The organism is Phycisphaeraceae bacterium (assembly GCA_019636795.1).
Taxonomy (GTDB): Bacteria; Planctomycetota; Phycisphaerae; order Phycisphaerales; family UBA1924; genus JAHBWW01.
In genome coordinates this window covers 198,324-220,402 of the sequence record JAHBWW010000005.1, presented here as the reverse complement: position 1 = coordinate 220,402, position 22,079 = coordinate 198,324, and the positions used below count along the sequence as shown (strand labels likewise).

Annotated in this window: 17 protein-coding genes; 14 read left to right on the top strand and 3 right to left on the bottom strand. The window is 64.9% G+C overall.

The genetic code is table 11. The features are described 5' to 3' along the window. Window positions 1–25 precede the first annotated feature (25 nt). From KF757_11805 to KF757_11775, 7 genes are all read left to right on the top strand, one after another. On the top strand, window positions 26–1,258 hold the full coding sequence (locus KF757_11805) for a M20/M25/M40 family metallo-hydrolase (protein ID MBX3323665.1): 1,233 nt from the start codon (window positions 26–28) through the stop codon (window positions 1,256–1,258). Continuing rightward, window positions 1,255–2,685, top strand: coding sequence for an aminotransferase class III-fold pyridoxal phosphate-dependent enzyme (locus KF757_11800; protein MBX3323664.1), 1,431 nt, complete (start codon window positions 1,255–1,257; stop codon window positions 2,683–2,685). Before KF757_11805 ends, KF757_11800 begins: the two co-directional genes overlap by 4 nt. Before the next feature lie 68 nt (window positions 2,686–2,753). After that, window positions 2,754–4,004 (top strand): arginine N-succinyltransferase, encoded by a 1,251-nt coding sequence (locus KF757_11795; GenBank protein MBX3323663.1) that lies wholly within the window; start codon window positions 2,754–2,756, stop codon window positions 4,002–4,004. Continuing rightward, the gene (locus KF757_11790) at window positions 4,004–5,542 is read left to right on the top strand and encodes an aldehyde dehydrogenase family protein (GenBank protein MBX3323662.1); all 1,539 of its coding nucleotides are present in this window, start codon (window positions 4,004–4,006) and stop codon (window positions 5,540–5,542) included. The genes KF757_11795 and KF757_11790 overlap by 1 nt, the downstream gene beginning before the upstream one ends. Window positions 5,543–5,673: 131 nt before the next feature. Then, window positions 5,674–6,243: a hypothetical protein gene (locus tag KF757_11785; GenBank protein MBX3323661.1), complete on the top strand. Its 570-nt coding sequence runs from the start codon at window positions 5,674–5,676 to the stop codon at window positions 6,241–6,243. A 282-nt stretch (window positions 6,244–6,525) separates the two neighbouring features. Next, window positions 6,526–7,383, top strand: a complete 858-nt coding sequence (locus KF757_11780) for a hypothetical protein (GenBank protein MBX3323660.1) — start codon at window positions 6,526–6,528, stop codon at window positions 7,381–7,383. A 6-nt stretch (window positions 7,384–7,389) separates the two neighbouring features. Further along, the gene (locus KF757_11775) at window positions 7,390–8,532 is read left to right on the top strand and encodes an RluA family pseudouridine synthase (protein ID MBX3323659.1); all 1,143 of its coding nucleotides are present in this window, start codon (window positions 7,390–7,392) and stop codon (window positions 8,530–8,532) included. A gap of 45 nt (window positions 8,533–8,577) precedes the next feature. On the opposite strand, the gene KF757_11770 is transcribed toward KF757_11775, so the two are convergent. Continuing rightward, a complete protein-coding gene (locus tag KF757_11770; protein ID MBX3323658.1) occupies window positions 8,578–9,822 on the bottom strand; it encodes a hypothetical protein in 1,245 nt (414 codons plus the stop codon). Window positions 9,823–9,925: 103 nt separating this feature from the next. On the opposite strand from KF757_11770, the gene KF757_11765 reads away from it, so the two are divergent. After that, a complete protein-coding gene (locus tag KF757_11765; protein ID MBX3323657.1) occupies window positions 9,926–11,047 on the top strand; it encodes a hypothetical protein in 1,122 nt (373 codons plus the stop codon). Between the two features lie 14 nt (window positions 11,048–11,061). Here the strand turns inward: KF757_11765 and KF757_11760 are convergent, their stop codons facing one another. Beyond that, a complete protein-coding gene (locus KF757_11760; protein MBX3323656.1) occupies window positions 11,062–12,561 on the bottom strand; it encodes a potassium/proton antiporter in 1,500 nt (499 codons plus the stop codon). A 190-nt stretch (window positions 12,562–12,751) separates the two neighbouring features. Here KF757_11760 and KF757_11755 point away from each other — a divergent pair, with 190 nt between their 5' ends. The 6 genes from KF757_11755 to KF757_11730 all read left to right on the top strand — a co-directional run bounded on the left by KF757_11755 (window position 12,752) and on the right by KF757_11730 (window position 20,820). Continuing rightward, on the top strand, window positions 12,752–13,309 hold the full coding sequence (locus KF757_11755) for a lipid-binding SYLF domain-containing protein (protein ID MBX3323655.1): 558 nt from the start codon (window positions 12,752–12,754) through the stop codon (window positions 13,307–13,309). A 90-nt stretch (window positions 13,310–13,399) separates the two neighbouring features. Beyond that, on the top strand, window positions 13,400–13,936 hold the full coding sequence (locus KF757_11750; GenBank protein MBX3323654.1) for a hypothetical protein: 537 nt from the start codon (window positions 13,400–13,402) through the stop codon (window positions 13,934–13,936). A gap of 98 nt (window positions 13,937–14,034) precedes the next feature. Then, window positions 14,035–15,432, top strand: a complete 1,398-nt coding sequence (locus tag KF757_11745; GenBank protein MBX3323653.1) for a TolC family protein — start codon at window positions 14,035–14,037, stop codon at window positions 15,430–15,432. A 21-nt stretch (window positions 15,433–15,453) separates the two neighbouring features. Then, a complete protein-coding gene (locus tag KF757_11740; protein ID MBX3323652.1) occupies window positions 15,454–16,896 on the top strand; it encodes an efflux RND transporter periplasmic adaptor subunit in 1,443 nt (480 codons plus the stop codon). Window positions 16,897–16,916: 20 nt separating this feature from the next. After that, window positions 16,917–20,207 (top strand): efflux RND transporter permease subunit, encoded by a 3,291-nt coding sequence (locus KF757_11735; protein MBX3323651.1) that lies wholly within the window; start codon window positions 16,917–16,919, stop codon window positions 20,205–20,207. A gap of 67 nt (window positions 20,208–20,274) precedes the next feature. After that, on the top strand, window positions 20,275–20,820 hold the full coding sequence (locus KF757_11730; GenBank protein MBX3323650.1) for a hypothetical protein: 546 nt from the start codon (window positions 20,275–20,277) through the stop codon (window positions 20,818–20,820). Between the two features lie 83 nt (window positions 20,821–20,903). Here the strand turns inward: KF757_11730 and KF757_11725 are convergent, their stop codons facing one another. After that, complete coding sequence (locus KF757_11725) at window positions 20,904–22,055, bottom strand: FAD-binding oxidoreductase (GenBank protein MBX3323649.1); 1,152 nt, start codon at window positions 22,053–22,055, stop codon at window positions 20,904–20,906. Between the last annotated feature and the right edge of the window lie 24 nt (window positions 22,056–22,079).

The window sequence follows — 22,079 nt, the reverse complement described above, 5'->3', positions numbered from 1 at the left end:
TCGAGATCCGGCCTACAGTGTCTGCATGACGCTTTCGGCTCGGGAACAGCAACTGTGTCGGGTGATCGAGTCTCGCCGCGGTGCGCTGCTTGATGATCTGCAATTGCACGTTTCGATCCCGACCGGAGGGTTCAACACGAGCGCTCTGGATGAGACACGAGAGCGGTTTTCGACGCGGTTGTCGGCGCTTGGCGCGCGATGTCGCCATGTAGCGGGTGACCCGAAACCCGAATGGCTCCCGGGCGGCACATCAACGCAAATACCCCCCACGGCCATCGCGGATCGCACACGGCCCGAACTCCCGACGCGAGTTCTGATCGCCGGACACCTCGACACGGTTCACGATCCTGGTGGAACTTTTCGCACTTTGTCCGTGAGTCCTGACGGTTTGACCGCGACAGGGCCGGGATGTGTGGACATGAAGGGCGGGCTGGTGATCGCGGTCGCTGCGCTCGAGGCACTGGAAGAGGCAGGGCTTGAAGCGTCGTGGTCGTTCCTGATGAACTCGGATGAAGAAACGGGAAGTTACCATTCGGAAACTGCATTGCGGGCTGAAGCGGCGCGGCACGATGTGGGGCTCGCGATCGAGCCTGCGCTCCCGGGCGGTGCGCTGGCGATCGAGCGGATGGGTTCCGGGCAGTTCATGATCGAAGCGCGAGGGCGGGCTGCCCACGTCGGGCGCGAGTTCTGGTCGGGAGTGTCGGCGGTGAATGCGCTGGCGCGGGCGATTGTGGCGATCGGTGAGATGCCCGACGAGCGCGCGGGGCGGATTGTGAACGTTGGTCCCCTGCAGGGCGGAACTGCGACCAATGTCGTGGCGGACCTGGCCCGGGCGTGGGGGAACGTGCGTTTTCCGAATCAGGGCGTCGCGGATGAACTGGGTACCATGATGGACGCACTGGCGACGGGACCCGATGTCCTGCCGAGTTTGAAAGTGTTTCGAAGTTTCAATCGTCCCGCCAAGCCCGAAACAGGGGGGGTCTCGGCTTTGGCGAGCCTCGCGCGCACAGCGGCGGCGGATCTGGGGCAGGCGTTACCCTTTGCGAAAACGGGTGGAGTGTGCGATGGGAATATACTCCAGGACGCCGGCCTGCCGACGATCGATACGCTGGGGGTGCGAGGCGGTGGGCTGCATACCCCCACCGAATGGATTGAAATCCCCAGCCTGGTGGAACGGTGTCAGTTGCTGGCGATCGTGATTCATCGCCTGTCGATCGGGTTGCCGATGTCTGGCATGAACGGAAGGAAACCTGAATGACTACGACAGTGATGAGTTCGATGTGTTCTCTGCGCGATGATCCGGCGGTTCGTTCGGCGATCGATGCGCTGGTGGCGAAGGCTACGGCAGCGGGCGCGAGGCTCACGGATGCGAAGGGTGCGGACCCTGCGCTGGTTGAGGACTACAAGGCGGCACTGGCCGACGCGGGCGCGGTGAAGGGTCGGGGCCTGTTGTACCCTTATATCGGTTCGGGAGTGGGTCATGGGCCGCTTGTTCAACTGGCGGACGGGTCGGTGAAGTGGGACATGATCTCGGGAATCGGGGTGCACTTTTTCGGGCATTCTCATCCGGAGATGATCCGTGCTGCGCTGCTGGGAAGTCTTGAAGATACGACCAAGCATGGAAATCTTCAGTCGGGTGCGGACGCGTATGGCTTTGGGAAGAAACTGGTGGATCTGGCGAGCCGGAGTTCGCGGCTCAAGCATGCGTTCGTGACGACCTCGGGCGCGATGGCCAACGAGAGCGCGCTGAAGGTGTGCTATCAGAAGCATGTGCCGGCGTCGCGGGTGATTGCGTTCAATGACTGCTTCATGGGACGAAGCATCACGATGTGTCAGATCGGCGATTCGGCTGCCGGTCGGCAGGGCATTCCGCTGAGCACGCTGGTCGATTACATGCCGTTCTATAGCGAGGCCGAGGCTCGCCGCATGGGCGGGACGACCGCATTCATCGATCGTGCGTGCAAGGAGCTTGAACATCTGATCGAGCGTTACCCGAAGCAGCATGCGTGCTTCATTTTCGAACTGATCCAGGGCGAAGGCGGGTTCAACGTCGCGAATCGAGACTACTTCAAGGCACTCATGGACATCTGCAGGGCCAATGGCATTGCGGTGTGGGATGATGAGATCCAGAGTTTCGGACGTACGGAGTCGATGTTCGCGTACGAGATGTACGACCTCGGGGAATATGTGGACGTGTTCTGCGTGGGCAAGATGACTCAGGCGTGCGCAACGCTGTTTACTGAAGAGTACAACCCCAAGGCCGGGCTTTTGAGCGGGACGTTTACGGGATCGACGACAGACTTTACGGTCGGGCTTCGCGTGCTGGAGATGCTGGAGCAATCGGACTTTTATGGTCGCGATGGGCGTTTTGCGCAGCAGCACGCCGAGTTTCGCAATCAGGTCAAGGGGCTGATGGAGCGCAATCCGTCATGGTTCCCGCCTGCACCGGATGTTGTGGAGTTGGCGGGCGGCATCGGCGGCATGATGCGGTTCACGCCATTCGGCGGCAACAAGGACAAGGTGACCAAGGCATGCCGGACGTGTTTTGACGAGGGCGTCGTGCTGTTTTACTGCGGGCACGGACCGTACCACCTGAGGCTGCTGCCGCCACTGCCGGTGATGGAGCCTGAGCATTGGGGCAAGGTGTTTGCGTGCATTGAGCGTGGACTTGCGAAGGTGTCGTGAACGTCGTCGGGTAAGGGGTCAAGGCGTCCCCATCAAAGACGCACGGGTTGGTCTGCGGAGAGTGTGACGTGTTCTACATCCGACGCGCGGTGATTGAAGATCTGGGGACTCTTCTCAAACTTGGGAAGATGGTGCACTTCATCAATCTTCCGGCCGATCGCGACATCATCTCGCAGAAGGTTCTGCGCAGCCGGAACTCGTTCAAGGCGGTGGCAGAAGGAACGGCGGCGTGTGCGGACGATGTTTCGCCTTCCAAGCCGAGTCGCATGACGAAGGGTGCGGGGCTTGGGGATGTGACGGCCTCGGCGGAAATGTTCATGTTTGTGCTGGCCGAGACGGAAAACCCCGGATGTCTGGGTACAAGCCAGATCATCAGCCGCATGGGCGGACCGGGAAATCCGAGTGTGTGTTTCAAGCTCGAGCGGCGTGAGATGTTCAGCCCTGGCCTGCAGACGGGAACCAGCCACACGGTTGCGAGGCTGTATCTTGATGATTCGGCGCCGACGGAGATCGGGGGGCTGATCCTTCAGCCTTCGTATCGCGGGCACTCGCAGAAACTCGGGCGGTTCATCAGCCTCGTGCGGTTTCACTTCATGGGTTTGTATCCGCATGTGTTCCGCGACACGGTGCTGGCCGAGATGATGGCGCAGATTACTCCGGACGGGCACAACCTTTTCTGGGATTATTTCGGGCGGCGTTTTATTCCGTTGTCGTACACCGAGGCGGATCGGCTGTGTCAATACTCGCGCGAGTTCATGACGTCGCTGTTGCCCAAGGATGACATTTATTTGTCGCTGCTGCCGCCCGAGGCCCGCGCTGGTGTCGGGCAGGTGGGCGTGGAGACGGTTCCTGCGCGGCGGATGCTGGAGAATCTGGGGTTCGAGTATCGGGGGTTTGTCGATCCGTTCGACGGCGGGCCGTATCTGCATGCCAAGAGCGCGGATATCTCGATTGTGAAGCAGACGCGGCGGGCCAGACTTGGGCCTGCGGTGGCGGCGAGCAAGTGCACGACGCCGGGGATCGTGAGTTTCCTGCGCGATGACGGCGACTTTTTCGCGGTGAATCAGCCTTTCTTTGTCAACGCCGCCGGGCAGGTGTGTCTGACGCGCGAGGCGACGCAGACGCTGCAGGCCGAGGTGGGTGATCAGATCGGGGTCACGGACCTAAGCGAAAAAGCCGAGCAGGCGGCGAGCACCTCGCGCGAACACGCGGGTGCGGGTGTGAGGCGCAAGAAGACTGCGAAAGGTGAGGCACGCGCCCCGAGTGCGGGTGCTCGCAAGGGAACCAAGCGCACAGGCAAGGGCAGGAGTGCGAAGTGATGCACGCATCACTGACGAAGGTGCCTTCGAATCTTGTTGGGGGATCGTGGATCGCGCTGGACGCTGGAGAGTTGCGCTCGATCAACCCGGCCAGGCCGAGCCAGATCGTGTGGCATGGTCGAGGCGAGGTCGGGCATGTGCGGCAGGCGGTGGACGCGGCGCGTACAGCGTTTGAGGCATTTCGCGATGTAACATTCGAGAGACGAGCCGCTCTGCTGCGCAAGTACGCGGAGCTTTGCAAGGTGCATGCCGAGCGCATTGCGGCAATTATCACCGACGAAACCGGCAAGACGCTGTGGGAGTCGCGGGCCGAAGCGGCAGCATTGGCCGCCAAGGTGGAGATTACGCTTGATGCGGGCGCACACAGCGGTCTGTCGCGCGTGTCACCATTCTCGTTTGATCTTGCGCCGACGCGGGCGGGGTGGTGCGTGTTCCGGCCTCACGGCGTGATGGCGATCATCGGGCCGTACAACTTCCCGGCGCATCTTCCCAACGGGCACTTTGTGCCGGCGCTGGCGATGGGCAACACGGTGGTGTTCAAGCCTTCGGATAAGGCGCCGGGAGTCGGCCAATTGCTCGGCGAGATCATGCTCGAAGCGCTCGAGGCCGAGGGCTTGCCGCCGGGGGTGTTCAACGTCGTACAGGGCGGGGCGGCGGTCGCGCAGGCGCTGGTGACGCACGACGACATCGACGGGATTCTCTTTACCGGGTCGTGGCCGGTGGGGCGAAAGATCCTCGAGGCGAATCTTGACCGGCCGGGGCGGATTGTCGCGCTCGAGATGGGCGGGAATAACCCGGCGGTGGTCCTGGCCGATGCCGATCTCAAGCAGGCGGCGATCGAGATCGCGCGATCGGCGTTCGTGACCACCGGGCAGCGCTGCACCTGCACGCGGCGGGTGATCGCGCACGAGGCGATCGCGGACCGGCTGTTTGCGGGCGTGGCGAAGATCGCGTCGAACCTTCTCGTCGGCGACCCGCGGGCCGAGCATCCGGTTTTCTATGGGCCGATCATCAGCCAGGCATCGCGGCAGGCGGTGCTTGAGTTTCAGTCGCGTGCTGCGCGCAGCGGTTCGCGTGTGTGGGTCGAGTCGAGCGCGATGAGCGGCGAAGGGTTTTATGTGACGCCCTCGATGATCGAGGTCGAACGCTTCAGCGCGACCGACGGTGACGATGCGGGCTGCGATGTCGAGGTCTTCGGGCCGCTGCTGCGCGTGACACGCTGCGGCGACCTTGACGAGGCAATCGCGCAGGCCAATGCGACGCGCTACGGGTTGGCGGCGTCGATCTTCACGCGCGACCAGCGTGCGGCCGAGCGGTTTGTGTCGCGGGCCCGCGCCGGGTGCATCAATGTCAACACGGGCACGGCGGGGGCGAGCAGCAAACTGCCGTTCGGCGGGCTGGGGCTCAGCGGCAACCACCGCCCGGCGGGCTCGTTCAGCCTCGACTACTGCGCGATGCCGATTGCGCAGATGATCGAGCGCGGCGATGGGGCGTCGCTTGCGCCGGGCATGACGTTTGAACCCTCGTGGCTTGGCTGAGCGAAGTTGAAACCGGACCGTTGCGGTTCCCAAGAATGACTTGGCCCGGCTGCCGATCTGGTTCGAGAGCAGAGCGTCGGGATTGACCAACGGCCAGAGACGGAGCGACAACCAAAGAAGGAAGGATTGCCATGACCAGACGCAAGACGATTTCAGCTGCTGCCTTGTTGTTGACCGCGGCGGTTGCCACGGGGTTCAGTGCGATGGCGAACAAGCCGCTTGCCCAGCAGGAGGCTGCCACCGGGGTGCCGCAGGACGACATGGGCAGGATGCTCATCGAAGGTCTCAAAGCGACTCCTGGCTGCCTTGGCGTCGACACGGCCCAGACCGGTTCGAAGAAACTGGTCATCATCGCCTGGTTCAAGGATGCGCGTGCGGCGCGGAAGTGGTATTACAGCCCGGTGCACGAGCGCATGGTAAAGATGGCTGGCGGCGATGTGATGGAGAGCAAGCCGCTCGAGCATGTTGCCGACAACGTGCCGGTGATGGTGCTGGCGTCGCTCACGCCGAGCGACCGACCGGAAGTCGAGGGCATTCCGATGCCGATCAGCCAGATCTCGATCGAGCTGTACACGCCGCTGCCGGGCGGGGCGGCGGTGGGCGGACGGCTCGCACCGGACAAGTTCCCGGTCAGGCACATGAACGGGTATCCGGAGCCTGAAGTAGAAGTGGAGGCGGCGGAGGCGGCGAAGATCCCATAATTGCTGCGGCCAGAGGGTCGCACACGCACATCGGTGGCTGGACGGGGGCCGCCCGCAGATTGCGGGAAGCCGCCCGCAAGCCTCAGGGAGCCGCCCGCAGACTGCGGGGAGTCGCCCGCACACCTCGGGGAGCTGCCCACAGACTTCGGGGAGTCGCCCGCATACCTCAGGGAGCAGCCCCTGCTGCACAGAGGGCCGCACCGGCTGAGCGGCCAAGGGTCTTCGAGCGCACTAGACTTCCCTTCGCCCTGCGCCCGGCAGCGGCAGGCTGGAGCATCGCCCATGGACGATCGGATCAAGGACCTCAAGGAAGGTGCGGGCCGCGAGGAGTCGCGGCTCAATCAGGACTTTATCGATTTCCTGCAGAAGTGGAGTTCGCCGGTGCTGCTGCTCATCGCGGGCGTGGCGGTGGCCTACTGGGGCTGGGGGCAGTACAAGACGATGCAGGTGGCCAAGGTCAACGAGGCCAGCCGCGAGTACGCGTCGGCGTCCGAGACGGGGAATCCTGACCGCCTCGGGCCGGTGGCTGAGAAGTACAAGAACGTGCGGAGTTTCGGCCTGCTTGCCAAGCTTGATCTGGCGGATGTGTACCTGCTCAGCGCCCAGCGCGGGCTGGCGCCCGGGCTGGTGTATCTGGGCACGGAGAATCTGATGGAGGGCGACGTGCTCGACGAGGACGCGCGGCGGTCGAATCTCGACAAGGCTGCGCGGCTCTACCGCGAAGTTCTTGATGCGGCGGGCAAGGGACGCGAGCAGCTGGGTGTCGAGGCGGCGTTCGGGCTGGCGGCGGTGGCCGAATCGCTCGATGATGTGGACGGCGCGCGGCGGCACCTGGACAAGGCGCGCGAGATTGCGACGTCGATCGGGTATGACGCGCTGGCGCTGGCGGCCTCGGCGCGGATGGACCGGCTGGCGTCGCTGGCCGAGCGACCCCGGCTCTATGACGCGGCCTCGCTGCCGACGCTGCCGACGCCCAAGGCGCCCGAGATTCGGTTGCCCGACGGCACGGACTTTCTGCTTTCGCCTGACCTGGACACCGAGCCGGGCGACCAGCCGGCCGACGATGCTGAAGCGAGCGATGGTGGCGGTGAGTCCGGCGACGGGGGCGACGGGGGCGGCGCTGACGACGACGGGCGGTGAGGCGGCATGAGCGAGCTGATCGGTCCCGGCGGCAAGGTCGATCCCGAGGCGGTGCGGCTGGCCTATGAGCAGGCGGGCGAGGCTGATGACGCGGCGGCGCTGGGGCGCGTGCGCTTCGAGCTGCAGCGCGACACGCAGGGCAGGCTCGACAAGTATCTCACGAGCCGCATCACGTTCATGAGCCGCACACGGCTGGCGGCACTGATCGACGAGGGCGGCGTGAGCGTCAACGGCCGCGCCGCCAAGGCCTCGACGAAGCTGCGCGTGGGCGATGTGGTCGAGGTCGTGATCCCCCCGCCGCCATCTTCAGACATCGCGCCCGAGGCGATGCCGCTCGAGGTGCTCTACGAGGATGACGACCTGATCGTGGTCAACAAGCAGGCCGACCTGATCGTCCACCCGGCGCGGAGCGAACTGAGCGGCACGCTGATCAATGGCCTGGCGCATCACTTTGCGGGGTCGTCGGGCGGGGGGCTGTCGCGCGTCGGGCAGGAGTTCGCGCGGCCCGGCGTCATCCACCGGCTCGACCGCAACACGACCGGGTGCATTGTGGTTGCCAAGACCGACGAGGCGCACTGGAAGATCGCCCGCCAGTTCGAGCAGCGCACCACCGACAAGCGCTACCTCGCCCTCGTGCATGGGCATGTGAGGCCTGACTGCGTGGTGTTTGATCAACCGCTCGGCCCGCATCCGTCGCGCGAGAAGGGCTACCGCGAGAAGGTGGTCGTGCGGCACGACGACCTGGGCAAGCCGAGCCTGACGATCGCGCGGGTGCGTGAGCGCTACCGCGACCACGCGCGGCCCGTGGGGAATCAGGAGTTTTCGCTGGTCGAACTCGAACTCAAGACAGGGCGCACGCACCAGATCCGCGTGCATCTGTCGCACGCCGGCTGGCCGATCGTCGGCGACGACATGTACGGCGGACGGGCGCTCGAGGCGGCGGGCGGGCGCGCGATCATCGCGCGTCAGGCGCTGCACGCGGCGCTGCTGGCCTTTGAGCATCCGCGGCGGACGGGCGAGGCGATGGTGCTGGTCGCCCCGCTGCCCGCAGACCTGATCGCGGCGGTGTCGCTGCTGCGCGCGAGCAGCGCGGTCGAAGCGGTCGAGGTGGGCGGCACGGTGTCGATGAAGCGGCTGGGGCTGGGGTGAGGCGAGCGGCCAGTGTCGTCCGCCGGGCCTCGCGCTGACTCGCGTTCAACCGGCCGGGGTCAGGTGCGCCACTTCGGCGGCGCGGGTGTTGAGCACGCTGATGAGGCGCGACAGATCCTGCTGGTTGAATCGCCGCGTCTGGAGTGTCTTGACGACTTTCCATGCCGCGGCAACGAGCATGAGCACCAGCAGGCCCACGATCCAGTGCATGGCGATGCCGACGCCGATGGCGATCAGCCAGCCGGGCAGGAACAGCGGCGCGACGAATCCGTCTGACACCTGCTGAACCTGCGTCGTGTGGTTGATCAGCAGCAGGTGGTCGCGCGTCTTGCGGCCTTTCTCTGGCCAGGCGCACGACACGACGTGCCCGTCGCCGACGAGCAGATTCGAGTTGCGCAGGTGAAAGGGGTACGCGCGTTCGGCGGTGTGCACGACGAACTCGCGGTGCGAGGTGTGGACATCGTGCGAGCGGACGACATCGGGGCGATGGTCGTTGAAGCGCTCGCGGGTGGTGTGGCGGGTGGTGGTGGTGTAGACGCGCGAGTCGGTGGTCAATCCGGTGCAGGCGGCCAGCGTCCAGCCCGCGCGGCGGCCGGTGACGATGAACGGATCGCGCGCGTCAAGGCGCGTCGAACGCCAGGTCAGAATGGTCCAGCCGATGCCCGCCAGCATCACGACCAGGCCCAGCGCGATGCGCAGCATGGCCTCGCGCCGGCGCTGTGCGGCGGCCTCGCGGCTGCGCTGGGCGTTGGCGTTGAGCAGGTCGAGGCCCTGCTGCATCTGGGCGCGGGCCGCCTCGGCCTGCTGGGTCTCGCGGGCCACCAGCGGCTCGTACCACTGCTCGACCCACGCCTGGCCCATGGCGAGCGTGAAGACTTCGCGCTGGAACGTGCGGCTGTTGCGATAGCGATATTCGAGATCGGCAAACGGCGTGCTCGGACGATTGCGTCCCAGTTCTTCGAGGCGCTCGGGCGACAGGCCGCGGTTGAGGTGAGCGGCGTAGTCCAGGCTGAACGACTGGTAGAACGCGCCGTACGACTCGAGCAGGGCCGACTCGCGCGCGCTCAGGCGCGGCGGGTTGCGGAACTCGTTGCCGCTCATGCGCAGGATCAGCTGCGTGATCGCGTAGAGCGCGGCGCCCTGTCGCGACTTGGTGTCGAGCTCGCTGTCACCCGAGATCTTCTCGATCGCGCGCTGCGGCTCGGGGATCGCGTCGATCCACGCTCCGCCCGACTGACCCAGGGCCTGCGAGACCAGCACACACAGCACACAACACAGCACACGCACCATATTTTCTCCCCTCCCTCTGCACGGCCACAAGCGTAGACGCGATGCGGGGTTGTTGTCGCGACGGAGCCGGGCCTGTGGCGATCGAGCCCGTCTCACTCGGGCGATGGCCTGGTCTGTTGAGCAGCGGGACCGTTGGTGCGCTGCGCGATGCCCGTGCGGCCCCGACCGCCCGCACGGCTGGCGGAGAGCCGGGTCGGCGCACTCGATGGGTGTGGCGCGAGCGGGTGCGGATGCGTACGGCGCGGGCGCGGTTTCATGCCGCGCGGGCGCGATGCCGGACGGCCCGCAAGCGCATCCACCCGGCGCGGGCGCGCAGCCGGGTCGCGCGGGAGCTCTTCCGCGGCGCGCGGGCGCGATTCCGGGCTGCGGTGTTGCGCTTCCCAACGACAGGGAAGCGTTCAAAACGCCGTTTGACCCCTCCATACACCGGACAGTCGCGCATTTTCTGCGCTGTGCGGGCCCGGCGCGCGGCGGCAGGAACGGGCGTGAGCGCCATCAGGCCGCCCGGCCGATCGAAGATGCAGGAGCACCGATCATGAATGTTCTGCCGCGCACCGATCGTGAACTGATCACCTGGGTCCGGGCCCGTCTGGACACCTGGGAGAACGAAGCCGCCGCCATCGGGTTGCGTGAAGAAGATCTCAGCGAGCTGTCGGCACGACTCGTCGCGGCGACGGAGGCCTATGAGGCGATTCTCAGCGCGCGGGCGCACGCGAAGAATGCGACTGTCGGCTGGCGGTTTGCGGGCGGCGCGCTGCGCGAGCTGGCGGGCGCGCTGGTCGCGAGCATCAAGGCCCAGGCCGAGCGCACCGGCAACCGCAGCGTGTACACCGACGCGCTGATCCCGCCCGCGCGGCGGCGCAGCGCTCTGGGGCGGCCACCGATGCCGCTGATGCGCGGGCTGTCGATGCCGCACTCGGGGATCATGGAGCTGCGCTGGACGGGGACGCGCCGCGGCGGGACGATGTTTCTGATCTACCGCGGGCTGCACTCGGCGGGCGCTTCGACGCTTCTGAATCCGACGCTGCTCGACTCGACGACGAGGTTTGTCTACCGCGACCGCACGCTCCCGCCGGGGACGCTGAGCGTGTCGTATTACATCGTCGCCCAGCGCGCCGGCGGCCGCAGCGAGCCATCGGGCACGTCCAGCTTCACCTTCAGCCACGAGCCGGTCGCGGTGGGCGAGGTTTCACGGCACGCGGAGACCCGCAGCGCGGCGGCGTAGAACGGGGGAACCGCTCAGGCCTCGATGTTCTCGCCGAAGAGCAGGCCCACGCGCCCCTCATCGCCGTGGGCGCAGAAGACATAGACAAAGTCGCCCGGCGCCAGGCGCGTTGAACCGCGCGCGGGGATGAGTGTGTCGCCGCGGATGACCAGCAGCACCGAGACGCCCTCGGGGAACTCGATCTCGCGCAGATGCGCCCCGCTGACCGCGACCGTCTCGTGGATGCGGTAGATGTGGATGTCGCCGTTGAGCCGCCGCAGCGAGTGCATCTCGAGCATGGCCGCGGGCGGGGGCGGCGTGCGGGTTTCGAGCCTGAGCATGCGCGTCAGCGGCACGATGCTCGCGCCCGGCACCAGCGCGCTGACGACGACGATGAAAAAGACGATGTCGAACACGCGGTCGCCGCCGGGGATGCCCGCCATGATCGGGATCGTCGCCAGCACGATCGGCACCGCCCCGCGAATGCCCACCCACGATGTGAACAGAACATGCCTCAGCGGCCAGCGGAACGGCAGCAGGCAGGCGGCCGCGACCATCGGCCGCGCCACCACCGCCAGCAGCAGCCCGAGCATGAGCCCGACGCCGGCGACATCGAGCAGGCGGCTGGGGAAGACGAGCAGGCCGAGCATGAGAAACATCGAGACCTGCGCGAACCAGGCGATGGCGTCGTGGACGCGCGTCAGTCCCATCTTGTAGGGCAGCGGGCCGTTGCCGAGCACCGCCGCCGTCGCGAACACCGACAGAAAGCCGCTGCCGTAACTAACCGTCGCCACGCCGAAGGAAAGGAACGCGATGGCCAGCGTCGCCACGGGATAGAGGCCGGTGGTCGAGAGGATCGCGCGGTTGAGCAGCCAGCGGCCGCCGATACCGATGCCGACGCCGACCACCGCACCGATGAGCAACTGGAGCGGCACGGTCAGGGCCAGGTGCCACGTCAGACCGCCGCCCAGTGCCGGCCCCAGCGTGCTGACGACCGTCATCGTCAGGATCACGGCCATCGGATCGTTGACGCACGACTCGAGTTCGAGGGTGCTGCGGACGGGCTCCTTGACGCGCAGGCTCCCGCCGCGCAGGACGGCAAAGACCGCGGCGGCGTCGGTCGAACTGACAATCGCGCCGATCAGCAGCGCCTGGGCCCACGACAGCCCCATCAGGCGGGCCAGCACCGCGACCATGCCTGCCGTGCCCAGCACTCCGGCCGTCGCCAGCAGCGAAGCGGGAGCCAGACTGCGCCGGATCGACGAATGAGCGGTGTTGAGTCCGCCATCGAAGAGAATCAGGACCAGGGCGATCGTGCCGAAGCGGAAGGCCAGTTCGTAATCGTCAAAGACAATGCCGCCCAGGCCCTCGGACCCGCCGAGCATGCCCAGCACGAGAAAGAGCAACACGACGGGGATGCCCATGCGATCGAGCGCGCGCGTGAAGAGCACGCTGAAGGCGATGAGCAGGCCAAAGACCAGCAGCAGCAGGCCCGTGGCCATGGGTTCGGTGATGGCGAGTGAGAGCGATGGCATGGCAGGGGAGAGTGTATCGCGGCGCTGCGCGAGGCAAGCCTATGACGCCGCGGGCAGCGCGCAGTGCCGTGTATTCAAGACCTGCGGGTCCGCCGATCTGAAATCGCAGCGCAGTTTCGAGGGATCGCGGACTACCATTGTGCAGTTCACCGCCCGTTTGCCGGGCTGACACAACAAGGGAGGATCAACCATGCAACGCCTGACACTGCTTGCCGTGCTCGTGGGGCTGACGTGCCTGTTCCTGCTGACCATCGTGCCGGGTTGTTCGACCGCGCCGCGCACCGTCGGCGGGCGCTACGACCTCGAGCGCGATGCGGCCCGCACGCTCAGCATCGCCAAGCGCAACGATTCATCGTTGTCGAAGTTTCTTACCGACGCGCGAGGCTACGCGGTGTTCCCGACCGTGGGCAAGGGGGCCATCGGCGTCGGCGGGGCCTACGGACGCGGCGTGCTCTATGAGGGCGGCAAGATTGTCGGGTACTGCGACCTGACGCAGGGGACGATCGGGCTCCAACTCGGCGGACAGGCCTACAGCCAGATCATCGCCTTCGAGACGCAGGACGCGGTCGATATCTTCAAGAGCGGCAACTTCGCCTTCAGCGCGCAGGCGACAGCGGTGGCGCTGCGGTCGGGCGCGGGCGCCAACGCCAAATACGCCGACGGCGTGGCTGTGTTCACGATGGACGAGGCCGGGCTGATGTTCGAAGCGGCCCTGGGCGGGCAGAAGTTCAGTTACGAGCCCAAGTGAATGCGGCGGGGCGCACCTCGACGGCCGCGACCGGGAGGCCATACACTCTTGCGACCGATGGCGTGTCGAAATCAACAGTCTGCGCCTGGTGTGCGCCGGATCCTGCGGTCTGGCGTTATGCACGCGCTGGTGCTCGCGGCCATGGTGCCGCTGTTGCTGCTGAGCCCGCTGTGCGGCATCACGATCGTGGCCCACGCTCACCATGAGCACGGGATGCATGTGCATACGGCGGCCACGGATCAAGCGGCCCTGCACGCGGCTGAGCAGCATGTGCGGCGTCACAATGACCGCACCCTTGAGTGCCCCGATCAAACGTTCGGCAGCGCCGCTGCCACCGACTGTCAGACCCGCCACCACCATCACCCCGATTCGAGTCAGGCCCCGGGGGAACTGGCGATCACGATCCCTGACCTCGAGCCGATGGCTGGACGCGGGATAGTGATGCTGGCCCCGCTGAAGATCGCGCAGGGGCCCTACATCCAAGCGTGTCGGCTCTGGGCACCAGTTGATGTCACGCTCGAGCGCGAGGCTCCGGGCGGCACGGGCACCAGCACGCGACCGTGTCATCTGAGCATGCTGTGCGCGGTGGAACGACTCGTGCGCACCAGCGGCGCGCTGCTGCTCTAGAAGACGGAGCCCTGATCGCTGCGCCACCAACGAGTGGCCGTGTGTCTGGTCGGCTGGCCCGGGTGCGCCCAGCGCCCATCTTGCATGAGGAATGACCTGTGAACGATCAACCGTGCCCTTCTGCGCGCCGGCGCAGAGGCCATCGCGACGTGAGCGAGGGTGTGCTCATCGCCGCACTGCTGCTGAGCATTGCAGCTGCGTTCGGCTGCGAACGCTACGAACGACGCCCGCTTGATCTCGACGCTGCGCGCAGCGACTGGCTGGAGCGCAGCCTCGTCGAGGCGAGCGTGCTGTCGTACGAGAAGGAGACTGGAGTGTTCGACCCGAGCGACGGGCTGTCGCTGGCCGAGGCCGAGGCGGTGCTGCTCGTGTTCAACGCGCCGCTGCGGCTGGCGCGGCTCGAAGCGGGCGTCGCGCGGGCAACGGCCAAGCACGCCGGCCAGTGGGTGGACCCGGTGCTGGGCGTGGATCTCGAACGCATCGTCTCGGGCGGCGGGGGCGGATGGGTGACGGGAACGGTTTTGGGGTTGACGATCCCGATCTCCGGACGGCTCGAAGCCGAGAAAGCACTGGCCGGGGCCGAACTGGCCGTCGCGCTCGATCGGCTCGCGGCGCTCGAGTGGGCGACGCGCGCGGCCCTGCGCGAACGATGGATCGAGTGGTCGGCCGCGCGCCTTGAGGCCGACCTACTGGCCGAACTGATCGAGCGACTGGGCGAGGCCGCGTCGCTGGCCGAGAGACAGCTCGAGGCAGGTGCAATGACGCGCGTGTCGGCCCGGCTGTTTCGCGTGGAACTGGCCGGGCGCGAGGCCGACCTGATCTCGCTGCAGGCGCATGTGTTGGAACTTGAACTGCACCTGCGCGACATGCTCGGACTGGTGCCGCACAGTCCGCTGACGCTTGTGCCCAGTGTGTCGTTCGCGGCGCGCGCGACCGAGGCGGACACGCTGCGTGAGTTGCTGGAAACATCCAACCCCGAACTGGCCGCGGTGCGCGGCGCGTATGAAGTGGCCGAACGCGCACTGCGCACCGAGGTGCGGCGGCAGTACCCGGACGTGACGATCGGGCCGGGTTATGGCTCGGATCAGGGGGACAGGCGGATCCTGCTGGGACTGTCGGTACCGGTGCCGCTGGTCAATCGCAATCAGCAGGGTATTGCGATGGCGCAGGCCCGCCGCGAAGTTGAACGCGGCCGCTTCGCGACGACATATGAGCATCTTTCGTCGCAACTGGCCATTGCGTTGATGCGGCTGGAGGCGGGCCGCGCTCAGCGATCCGCGGTGGAGACAAGCGTCATTCCACTCGCGGGCGAACAGGAAGCCGACGTGCGTCGCGCAGCGTCGCTGGGTCGCGTGGAGCCGTTGCTGCTGCTCGAAGCGCTCAAGTCGCAGCACGATGCACAAGTCCGGTTCGTTCAGGCTCGAGCGGCCGAGGCCCTCGGTGCGATCAGGCTTGATGAACTCATTGGACCACCCTCGCACAGGTCTGCCGACTGAATGTCGATTGAAAGGACTCCGATGCCCGACACTGCTGCACTCCGTTGCTTCCCGCCAGACTTCAAGGCTGCTCTGGCGGTGGCCCTGCTTCTGCTCGGTGGCTGCACGCCAAGGCCCGACACCCCACCTCCTGCGGCTGGCCAGGGCGACGCAGACCGGCCGACCAATCGCGTGGACATCAACGCGAGTGTGCGGCAGAACCTTGGGATCACGTTTGCGTCCGTCGAGCGTCGCAACGTTGCGAGCACGCTGCGCGTGCCTGGGCGCTTCGAGCTGCTGCCGACGGCGCAGCGCGAGTATCGCTCGGCGGCTTCGGGCACGGTTGAACTGCTCGTCGAGCAGTATCAGGCCGTCGAAGCGGGGACGCCGCTTTACAAGCTCGACGCGCCCCGCTGGCGCGAGATGCAGAGCGAACTGGTCGATGCCGAGGCCGCAGAGAGGCTTGCGCAAGCCGCAGTGGACAGTATCGGGCCGCTGCTGGATGCTCATCATCATCATCACCACGAGATCCAGAACATCGTCGATCTGTGGTCAGCGCGAGTGACCACGCTTGAACAGCTTCAGGCCAGCGGCGGCGCGCTGAGTGAAGAAGTGGCGCAGGCCCGTGCGGCCATGGCGACCGCCCGCGCCGACCTGGCCGAGACACTCGAGACCGAAGCCGAGCTGCTCGCTCGCCGCAGTCAGTCAGATGCTCAACTCGAGGCGGCCAGAGCGCGACTCGACTTTCTGTACGAAGCTGCGGGAACGCTGGTGGGCATGAGTGCCAGCGATCTTCGCGCACCTTCGGCGTCCAATGCGAGCGTGCCCAGATGGCGCACCGTCGGAGCCATCGAAGTCCGAGCCCTGGCACCCGGAGTCGTCGAGAGCGTGCATGTGGTTTCGGGAGGCGTGATAGACCAGCAGGCCCGGGTGCTCTCGACGGTCGAGCCGCAAAGGGTGCGGTTCCGGGCCGTGGCGCTGCAGAGCGATCTGCCTCGGCTGGCCGACGGGCAGAGGGCCAGCGTGGTCCCGGCGCAGGCGACGAGTGTTTCCCATCCGTTCGCGGGTACGCTGCGTTTGGCACCGACAGCCGACCCTGAACGGCGAACAGTGGATCTGATACTGGTGTCTGATGATGGCGTAGCGGCGCCGCTGTGGGCCAGAGCGGGTGTGTCGGCGTTTCTCGAAATCGTCCTCAGCGGAACAACCCATAAAGAACTGGCGATCCCGCTGCGTTGTGTGGCGCGCGATGGCACGCAGGCGATCGTCTTCCGTCGCGACCCTGCCGATCCTGACAAGGCAATCCGCCTCGAGGCGGATCTTGGTCTTGATGACGGCCGCTGGGTGGTGATCAAGAGCGGGGTCGCGGAAGGCAATGAAATCGTACTTGACGGTGTCTACCAGCTGATGGTGGCCACCAGCGGCAGCATCACCAGAGGGGGGCACTTTCATCCTGATGGTACGTTCCACGAAGGCGACGACTGAACCGACACGAAGGACCCGCGATGCTCAGGCACCTGATTGCATTTTCGCTCAAACAATCGTCGCTCGTGCTGCTCTGCGCTGCGGCGATGCTCGTCTACACGGTGGCGCGACTGCCGACGATGCCGGTCGACGTGTTCCCTGAACTCAACGCCCCCACCGTCGTGATTCTGACGGAGGCTGGAGGTCTGGCAGCAGACGAGGTGGAGCAGTTCGTCACATTTCCGCTCGAGTCAGCAGTCAATGGGCTGCCTGGAGTACGGCGGGTGCGCAGCGCGTCGGCCATTTCGCTTTCGTTGATCTGGGTCGAGTTCGACTGGAACACCGACATCTACCGCGCGCGGCAACTGGTGGGCGAACGCATGGCCGGAGTACGCGGTGCGCTGCCTCCTGGCGTCGAGCCGACCATGACACCGATTGCGAGCATCACGGGCGAGATCATGCTGCTCGCGCTGTCCTCGCCCGATGGCAGCGTGAGCCCGCTGGATCTGCGGGCGTATGCCGAGTTTGAACTGCGGAGCAAGCTGCTGGCGATCTCGGGCGTGTCTCAGGTCTCGGCGATCGGGGGCGAACTGCCTGAATATCAGATCAACGTCAGACAGGATCTTCTGACGCTCTATGGCCTGACGATCGCGGATGTGGTCAAGGCCGCCCGCGAGGCGCACAGCACCGCGAGCGCCGGATATCTCTCGGATGTGGACCGGGCGGAGCTGCCGATGCGACAGGCGGCGCGCGTGAGCAGCGTGCGGGATATTGCGGCGACGATGGTGACGATGAACAACGGCCTGCCTATTACCATCGGTGAAATTGCGGATGTGACGCTGGGGGGTGCACCAAAGCGCGGCACGGCTGCCAATCGGGGTGTTCCCGCGGTCGTGATGTCGATCCAGAAGTCTCCGGGCACCAACACGCTGAAGCTGACGCAGACGATCGATGAAGCACTGGCGCAGATCGAACGGACCCTTCCGCCCGGCATGATGGTCGACAAGGACGTCTTCAGGCAAAGCCACTTCATCGAGCGATCGGTCAACAACCTGATGCATGTTCTGCGTGATGCGACGATCATCGTTGCTGTGATTCTGATTCTGTTCCTGCTCAACGTGCGCACGACGATCATCACGCTGACGGCCCTTCCGCTCTCGCTTGCGGCGGCGCTGCTCACGCTCGACGGCCTCGGACTGACACTCAACGTCATGACGCTCGGCGGACTTGCGGTGGCGATCGGCGAACTGGTTGACGATGCGATTATCGATGTCGAAAACGTGCACCGTCGCCTGCATGAGAACGCGCAGCTGCCCGAAGCGGAGCGCAAGGGCCGCGTCGAAGTGATTTACGCTGCGAGCAACGAGATTCGTTCGTCGGTGGTGTGGGCTACGGTCCTGATCTGCATTGTGTTCCTGCCGCTGATTCTTCTTGAGGGTCTTGAAGGGCGGTTTTTCAAGCCGCTAGCGATCACATACATCGTTTCAATCTTGGCGTCTCTTGTCGTCGCACTGACGGTGACGCCAGCATTGTGCAAAATTCTGCTGCGGCCGCGTAATTCTGCAGGTGGAGCCGGGAACCAGAGCCCGGTGAAGCGCGCTCACGGCGACCGGTTTCTCGTGCGCTGGCTCAAGCGTTTCTATGAACCCTCGCTGCGGTGGTCGCTCCATCACCGCGTGCTGGTGCTGGGAACGGCTCTTGCCGCCACGGGGCTGTCCCTGCTGCTTGCTCGTTCGTTTGGAACGTCGTTCCTGCCGGAGTTCAACGAGGGTTCGTTCACGGTTTTTGTGTCATCGCCACCGGGAACTTCGCTCGAAGAGAGCCATCGCGCGGCCATGGCGATCGAGCAGCGGCTGATCCTGATTCCCGGTGTGCACAGCGTGACGCGACGCACCGGGCGGGCCGAGCGCGACGAACACGCTGAGCCCGTCAGCAACAGCGAACTGGACATACTCGTGGCTTCCGATGGCAACATGATTGCCATTCGCAAAGAGATCGCTGCGATTGCAAAAGCTGTTCCGGGCGTGACAGTGCAGATCGGCCAGCCCATCGAGCATCGACTTTCGCACATTCTCTCGGGCACGCCGGCTGCTATTGCAATTAACGTCTATGGCGAGGATCTTTCCACACTTCGCACCCTGGCCCGGCAGATCGAAACCGAACTCAAGAGCATCCCCGGGGCGCGCGATGTGGCCGCCAACCGCGAGGTCCTCATCACCAGCCTTCCGATCCGGTACCGGCATCAGGATCTCGCAGCCGCCGGGCTCACGCCTGCGAGCGCTGCTGAGCAGGTGCAGATGGCTCTCTATGGCGAAGTGGTCGCCGAGGTAAACCAAGGCATGCGGCGGTACGCGATGGTCGTCCGGCTCGACACGATTGAACGCGAAAGCATCGATCATGTTCGCAATCTGATGCTTCGCGGAACGGCGGAGGATGGCAAGCCTGGGCCGACTGTCCGGCTGCGTGATGTGGCCGACATCGGCCTCGAAAAGTCCCCCAACATCATCACCCGCGAAAACGCTCAGCGCAAGGCGGTGATTTCCTGCAATGTGGCCGACGGATCGAACCTCGGCGATCTCGTCGCGCAAGTGAAGCGCCGCGTCGAGCCAATTGTGCAGCGTTCGGGTTATCATGTTGAGTTTGGGGGTCAGTTTGAGGCCCAGCAGTCGGCCAGTCGTACGTTGCTGCTCGCGGGCGGTGGCATCGCGCTCGTCATGCTCCTGCTGTTGCAGATCGCGACGGGTTCACTCAAGGTTGCTGTTCTGGTGATGATCAATCTGCCGCTGGCGACCATAGGCGGGATCGCAGCGATCTTCATCACCGACTCGCTGATGCACACAGGACTCATCAGAAACACCATGAGCCTGTTTGGAGCGGGCTCAGCGCTGTATGTCGCACCGGTGCTGTCGATCGCTAGTCTTGTCGGCTTCATTACGCTTTTCGGCATCGCGGTCCGCAATGGAATCCTGCTGGTCAACCATTATCGTCACCTCATTGAAATCGACAGGAAGCCCATTGCCGAAGCAATCGTGCAAGGTTCAATGGAGCGGCTGGTGCCGATCCTCATGACCGCACTCTCGGCAGCGCTTGCTCTGGTGCCACTCGCGCTAGCTTCTGGAAAACCCGGAAGTGAACTGCTCGCGCCGCTGGCGGTGGTGGTGCTGGGTGGCCTGCTGACGTCGACGTTCCTGAATCTCATCGTTGTGCCGGCGGGCTATGCGCTTGTCCATCGTGTGGCCATGTCGTCCTCGCCTGATCTATCCAAATCACCGAAGGAGGTATCGCCGACCAAGATCGTCGTGAAGGAAAACCAAAATGACGTCGCAGTGTGATGCGAGCAGCACGGTTGCTGTCTCAAGATGTACTTAATAAATTTATTCCAAGAATGAAGGAGACCCAATGCGATCGAACATGATTCTGATCGGCGCTCTGACCTTCGCCCCGATTGCGACCATTTCCACTTTCACAGGCTGTGAAGAGAACAAGTCTGCACATCGCTCGACTCAAGGTGGTGCTTCATCAGCAGACAATGGCCATGGACATGACCGCGGCCCAGGCGGTGAGCACTTCGACGAGAAGCCAACCTCTCATGGTCATGGCGGCACTGTCATTGATCTGGGAGAAGCGACGTTTGGTTCGTTCCTTACCAAAGCCACACGCGACGAGGGCCTGATCGTCGCGGGCAAGGACGCGCCGATTGATGTCACCGTTACGCCAGTCCCGGGTTCAAGTGTGAAGGTGATCGCTGTACGATTTTGGATCGGTACCGAAGACGCAAGGGGCTCGGTCAAAACCCGAGCCGAGATCGAAAGCGCCAATGACCCGAACCGATGGCACACGCACGCTGAGATCCCGAATCCGCTTCCAGTTGGAAGCCGACTCTGGATCGAGATCGAGGATGATCAGGGAGAAACAACGGTCGGGAGTATGGATCTGAAGATGTGAATCAGCTTCGGCCAGGGTTCAAGACCACCTGCAGACACTGGTTCGGTCGGCTCCATATCGCATGATGCAACCACTGCACACACTCAACAGGCATAACCGATCCGGGTCATATCGAAGAGCGACGGCACGCCATCAACGATTGCGCCGACCGCGGTGCGTGCGGTTTTCTGCGCCATGCTCATGCCGTGGCCGGTGAATCCGCCGCAGAACCAGACGCCGGGGCGGACCTGCCCCACGAGCGGCTGACCATCCGGCGAGAAGCCCATGATGCCCGCCCATCGCGCGACGACGTGGTAGTCGTCGGCGATCCATTGCCGCGCGTACTGCTCGATACGGCCTTGGACGTCGTTGTTTGGTTCATCGACGAGCGAGCGCTCGGCAGCCTCGAAGTGCCGCCGCGCGCCGCCGATGATGACCAGTCCATCGGGCCCCTCGCGCAGATACTCACCGCCTCGATTGACGTAGTAGGCATGATTGAGTCGCACTCTGCCCGCCGGCCGCAGCGCAAGCATCTGCCCGCGATTGGGCACTACCACACCAGCAAGTTCAGGCAGCAGATTCGCTGCAAAAGCATTGAGGCACACGAGCACCGCACCCGCCTCGATCGTGCATGTCGATGAATGCACGCGCATTGCGCCAGCAGCCTGCTCGATCGCGAACACTTCCTCACCCGGGCAGACTATTTCTTCGGGCAGTTTGGAGGCAAGAAGCCCGAGCAAATCAACAGGGTTGATCACGGCGTCGTGAGGATTGATGAGCCCGACTCGAGGCTTAGCACGCGTCCAGAGTGTGTCGTCGATTGCGCCGGGCTCGACCAGTTCGACATCGAACCCATCATCTCGAAGCAGCGTTGCGCTTTGGCGCAGTTCCGATTCCTCGACTTCATCGAGTGCGACAAGGCACGAGGGCCTGGCTGCATATGAAGGCAGACCAGCGATCCCCAGCATCCGAAGTTCTTCGATATTCTCTTCGTTGAAGCGCCACAGCGCCCTGGCCCGCTCGCGCCCCCACAACCCGCAAGCCACCGCGTAGTTGTCGGCTGCACCTCGCATCAGAAACCCCGCGTTGCGGCCGCTCGCGCCACTGCCGGGTCGGCCGCGTTCAAGGACAATTGCGCTGCAACCGCGCGCCCGCGCGTCTATTGCTGCTGACAACCCTGCGATCCCGCCGCCGATGATCGCCAGATCGCATGAACGAGTTCGGGTTGCCCGCCTCTGCCACAGACTCACACTCATGCGCGTATAGCTCCGGTCTTGATT